A 5099-nucleotide genomic window follows, 5' to 3' on the forward strand; every position below is an offset into this window, starting at 1 on the left:
TATCTTTGGACAGGACTTCCATTAAAATGCGAAAAAAGGAGTGTCGTAACTCAAATTTCGCGCTTTTTTGGGAGTCCTTTTACTTTCTAAACAGCTTCGAAGTTAGATTTGTTCCCAGTTACTAAAGTGCCCAAAAAAGAGCGTGATGAAGAGCGTAGCGAAGCATCTTTACCGCAATAGTAAATCCTTTCGATTGGAATTACTCATGCGGTAAAGATGCCACGCACTGCATGACGTTTGACTGGCTACCTGAACAGCTTCATAGTCTTTAATACACCACCAGCTTAAAGCCTAACTCCTTAGCCAAGCGCCGGGTGTGCTCCACCTGGTCTTCTGCTACTACGCTTAGAGGATAAGAGTCGCTGTCCAGCGTGAGAAGCACCAGCGCCAAGCCCATTGGCTCCAGCGCATCCTGCAAATAATCGAGGACTTCGGGTCCGGTGTTGCGGCGGCTGGCCAATACTAATTGCGCTACTTCTGTGCGCTTCTGAATAACCAGTACTTCGTTGAGGCCCTCTGCCAACGTTTCAGTTGGTTCCCGCATACTGCTTTCCCAAGCCAATCCTTCGCTCGATAGAGCATCGATAAGGGCAATATCGCGCAGTTCCTGTGCTGGTAGTTCCGTGACGATGCCACGCTGCTCAAGCTCATCAGCATAAAGGTCTTGTTCCTGGTACGCCGCCGGGTCGCGCAATACCAGGGCCAGCCGCTCGCTCACGCGCTGGGTAGCCTCCGCATCGCTCAGGGTAAAAAGCTGCACGAAGCGGTTCAGATTCTCGTGGTTCATAAAGCAAAAAGTAGCATTTGATGAAAGAAAAAGGGCGCGACCAAAGCCGCGCCCTTTTCAACAAATAATCCGTCGAATCCGACTGAATCCGTGATTAGTCAGCCTGCTTGGCGTAGCGCAGACGCTCGTTTTCGTCGAGCAGAATCTTGCGCATCCGAATCGACTTCGGCGTCACTTCCAGGTACTCATCCTTCTGGATGTATTCCATGGCTTCTTCCAGCGAGAACTGACGCTTGGGAACAATCTTAGCGTTGTCATCCGTGCCCGAGGCCCGCATGTTGGTCAGCTTCTTGCCTTTCTGGATGTTTACCGTCAGGTCGTTCGGGCGGGTGTGTTCACCGATAACCTGACCACCGTACACTTCCTCACCCGGGTCCACGAAGAACGAGCCCCGGTCCTGCAGCTTGTCGATGGTGTAAGCCGTACCGGCACCGGTTTCCAGCGAAATCAGCGAACCAGCGATACGGCCGGGAATGTGGCCCTTGTGCTCCTCATAATCCACGAAACGGTGGTTCATGATAGCCTCGCCGCCAGTGGCGGTCAGCACGTTGTTACGCAGGCCAATGAGGCCGCGCGACGGAATGGTGAATTCCAGGTGCTGCAAGTCGCCCTTGGGCTCCATGATGGTCATTTCGCCTTTGCGCATGCTCACCAGCTCAATCACCTTGCCGGCCGATTCCTCGGGCACGTCCACCACCAGCAATTCGATGGGCTCGGTGCGCTTGCCGTTCTCGTCTTCTTTGAACAGCACCTGGGGCTGGCCCACCTGCAGCTCGTAGCCTTCGCGGCGCATGGTTTCAATCAGAACCGACAAGTGCAGAATGCCGCGGCCGAATACGAGGAACGTGTCCTCTTTGTCGGTCGCCTCCACGCGCAGGGCCAGGTTTTTCTCGGTTTCCTTGAACAACCGGTCCCGCAGGTGCCGCGAGGTTACGAACTTGCCTTCTTTGCCGAAGAACGGCGAGTTGTTGATGGTGAACAGCATGTTCATCGTCGGCTCGTCGATGCTGATGCGGTCCAATTGCTCGGGGTTGTCGTTGTCAGCCAGCGTATCACCAATGTCGAAGCCTTCGATGCCCGACACGGCGCAGATTTCGCCGCTGCTTACTTCCGCCACTTTCACGCGGCCGAGGCCTTCAAATACGTGCAGCTCCCGGATTTTTACTTTCTTGACGCTGCCGTCGGACTTCATCAGACTCATGTTCGAGCCTTCTTTCAGCGTACCGCGGTGCACGCGGCCGATGGCGATACGACCCACGAACGACGAGTAGTCGAGCGAGGTAATCTGCATCTGGGGCGTGCCGTCCAAGGTAGGGGCGGGCGGAATCGACGAGATAACCGCGTCAAGCAGCGGAATCAGGTTGTCGGTTTTCACTTTCCAGTCGGTGCTCATCCAGCCCTGCTTCGAGGAACCGTACAGCGTCACGAAATCAAGCTGGTCTTCCGACGCGCCGAGGTTGAACATGAGGTCGAATACCTGCTCGTGCACCTCGTCGGGGCGGCAGTTTTCCTTGTCCACTTTGTTCACCACCACAATGGGCTTCAGGCCCAACGCAATGGCTTTGCCCAGCACGAAGCGGGTCTGCGGCATAGCACCTTCAAAGGCGTCCACGAGCAGCAACACGCCGTCGGCCAGCTTCAGCACGCGCTCTACCTCACCGCCGAAGTCGGCGTGACCAGGAGTGTCGATGATGTTGATTTTGGTGCCGTTGTAGCGTACCGATACGTTTTTAGAAACGATGGTAATGCCGCGCTCGCGCTCCAGCGGGTTGTCGTCGAGAATCAGGTCGTCGAAGTGCTGGTGCGCGTCGAAAATCTTGGATGCGTGGATAATCTTATCCACCAGAGTAGTCTTGCCGTGGTCAACGTGAGCGATGATGGCAATGTTACGAATATTGTTGGCCATATGGGTTGTTTTTGCGGGTGCAAAGGTACAGATAAAAAGGCGCAAAGCCTTGGCTTACTCAACTCTTACGCTGCACCCCACCGAAGCTGGGGCCGCGCCAGCCGGTGCGCAGTCAAGCCAGTCGCCTTAAATCATTCAGCCAGGGCGTAAGGTTCCCGCCCTTTTACCGTCTGCCTGGCAGACCGAACCCTGGTGCTCCCTCGTATGTTGGGCACTTAAATCTCACTTCATCCCTTGACCATGCGTTTCTCCCTTTTGTTTTTAGCAGTATCGGCGCTCACCCTCAACTCGGCCTGCTCGCAGAAGCGCGACGTGGCCGCAAACACTACCCCGCCCGCCCGCACCGTGTCGGGCAAGGCTTATTTTGAGCCCAAAATCGTGACCGGCAAGCCCGATGAATTTCCCGTGCAGAAAACGGAGGCCGAATGGAAAAAGGCCCTCACGCCCGACCAGTACTACATCCTCCGCGAAAAAGGCACCGAACGTCCCTTCACCGGCAAATACCACGACAACCACGCCGAGGGCAGCTACTACTGTGCCGCCGACGGCAACCTGCTGTTTTTCTCCGATACCAAGTTTGAATCTGGCACCGGCTGGCCCAGCTTTTTCGCGCCCGCCGCGGCTACCAGCGTCAAAGTGGCATCGGACGATACCTTCGGCATGAGCCGCGACGAGATTGTGTGCGCCAAGTGCGGCGGCCACCTCGGCCACGTGTTCAACGACGGCCCCAAGCCCACCGGCCAGCGCTACTGCATGGACGGCAACGCGCTGGTGTTCCAGAAGAAAAAGTAGAAGCCTGCAGGCATTTCTCAATACATAATTTGTTGATGCCTTCCGACAATCCACGTCGGGGGGCATTTTCGTTGGTAGGGCTCCGCTTTTGGCCGCTTGCGTCAAGGCCGAATTAGCAGTTCAGCTGTTCTACCAGTAATATATTCAAAACAAGGTCATTTATGGAAGTTTCGCTCGACCCCATCGACTACTTGCAGCAGGAAGTAGCCCAAACCCGCCAACTCTTACTCAGCAACGACCTCTACCACCGGCTGCACACCATGTCCGACCTGCGGCGGTTTATGGAGCACCACGTATTTGCCGTTTGGGATTTTATGTCGCTACTCAAAGCGTTGCAGCGAGAGCTCACGTGCGTGCAGGTTCCGTGGGTGCCCACGGCCAATGCGGCCACGCGGCGCCTCATCAACGAAATTGTGTTGGAAGAGGAGTCCGATGTGGACCCGCAGGGACAGCCCACCAGCCACTTTGAGCTCTACGTGCGGGCCATGGAAGAGTGTGGTGCCGACACCGGCCCCATCCGTCGCCTGGTGGCCGCCGTGAATGCCGGCAGTAGCGTGACGCAGGCCCTGGACGCGGCGCAGGTGCCGGATTCCGTGCGGCAATTCGTTGAAACCACCTTTGGCATCATTCGGAGCGGCCGGCCGTACGTTGTGGCGGCGGCATTCACTTTTGGGCGCGAGGACTTGATTCCGGCCATGTTTCGCCAGTTGGTGGGCGACCTGCGCGACCGATTCCCGGGCCAGCTCGACACGTTTACGTACTACCTCGACCGGCACATTCAACTCGATGAAGAAGTGCACGCGCCCCTGGCCCAGCAAATGGTGCGCGAGCTGTGCGCCAACAACCCCGACTCCTGGGTGGAATGCCAGCAGGTAACCATCCAATGCCTCGAATCCCGCGTGGTGCTGTGGAACGGCATCCCCACGGGCAAAATCCGTCGCTCGGTGGCGTAGCTCAGCCAACCACAAGCCACCGTCCGCCGTTTGAAGCAGGCCGCCAATGTGGGCGGCCTTTTTCCAGCACGGGCCATGAACATTGTTTTTACTTGCAGCGGGCGGTTGGGCTTTGCCCTGGCCCTGGGGCTATTGGCCAGCTGCACTACCACCGAGCAAACCGCCGAAAGGGCCACGCCCTCCGCCGTGCCCACCGAAGTTCGAACCGACGCCGACCGCCGGGCTATTTACAACAGCAACGGTACGGGCACCAACTCCGCCATTCCCGATGCCACGCCCAACCGGGTGCGCCTGGGCGAGCAGGCGGCCGACATCAACCGCCAAAAGCGCATTGAAAATCTCAATTCCAACGACCCCAACAACACCACCCCCGCCACGCGCATTCAGCGGCTCAACTACGATGCGCCCGTAAGCAGTCCGCCCCCGCCGCGCCCTTAGCGGAAACCAGTCACCCGGCTGGTAATGTCGCAGTAAAAAGCCCGTCCCAACTCAATGGGACGGGCTTTTTACTGCGACATTACCCGTAGTGGCAAAAAAAACTACGCGCTTACTTCGCCAGTGCTGGCGCTATCGGCCGAGTTCATTACATCGGTTGCTTCCGGAGTGGCGTCCGGGGCGGCTTCGGCGCGGGGCTTGGGCCCACGGCGGGCACCGGCAGCGG

5 protein-coding genes are annotated in these 5099 nt (G+C 57.5%); 3 read left to right on the forward strand and 2 right to left on the reverse strand.

Translation table 11 applies throughout. From position 1 onward, the window contains the following. Positions 1–268: 268 nt before the first annotated feature. Both BEN47_RS19275 and typA read right to left on the reverse strand, forming a co-directional pair. Positions 269–787 (reverse strand): DUF6630 family protein, encoded by a 519-nt coding sequence (locus BEN47_RS19275; protein ID WP_070730899.1) that lies wholly within the window; start codon positions 785–787, stop codon positions 269–271. Between the two features lie 94 nt (positions 788–881). Further along, positions 882–2693, reverse strand: coding sequence for a translational GTPase TypA (typA, locus tag BEN47_RS19280; RefSeq protein WP_070730901.1), 1812 nt, complete (start codon positions 2691–2693; stop codon positions 882–884). Between the two features lie 240 nt (positions 2694–2933). On the opposite strand from typA, the gene msrB reads away from it, so the two are divergent. The 3 genes from msrB (at position 2934) to BEN47_RS19295 (ending at position 4876) form a co-directional block, all read left to right on the forward strand. Next, positions 2934–3485 carry a peptide-methionine (R)-S-oxide reductase MsrB gene (msrB, locus tag BEN47_RS19285; protein ID WP_070730909.1) on the forward strand — a complete coding sequence of 184 codons (552 nt, stop codon included), beginning with the start codon at positions 2934–2936 and terminating at the stop codon, positions 3483–3485. 161 nt (positions 3486–3646) lie between these two features. Then, positions 3647–4438, forward strand: a complete 792-nt coding sequence (locus BEN47_RS19290) for a DUF3050 domain-containing protein (RefSeq protein ID WP_070730903.1) — start codon at positions 3647–3649, stop codon at positions 4436–4438. Between the two features lie 75 nt (positions 4439–4513). Further along, the gene (locus BEN47_RS19295) at positions 4514–4876 is read left to right on the forward strand and encodes a hypothetical protein (protein WP_070730906.1); all 363 of its coding nucleotides are present in this window, start codon (positions 4514–4516) and stop codon (positions 4874–4876) included. Positions 4877–5099: the final 223 nt, after the last annotated feature.

It is taken from the genome of Hymenobacter lapidarius (genome assembly GCF_001816145.1).
Classification (GTDB): domain Bacteria; phylum Bacteroidota; class Bacteroidia; order Cytophagales; family Hymenobacteraceae; genus Hymenobacter; species Hymenobacter lapidarius.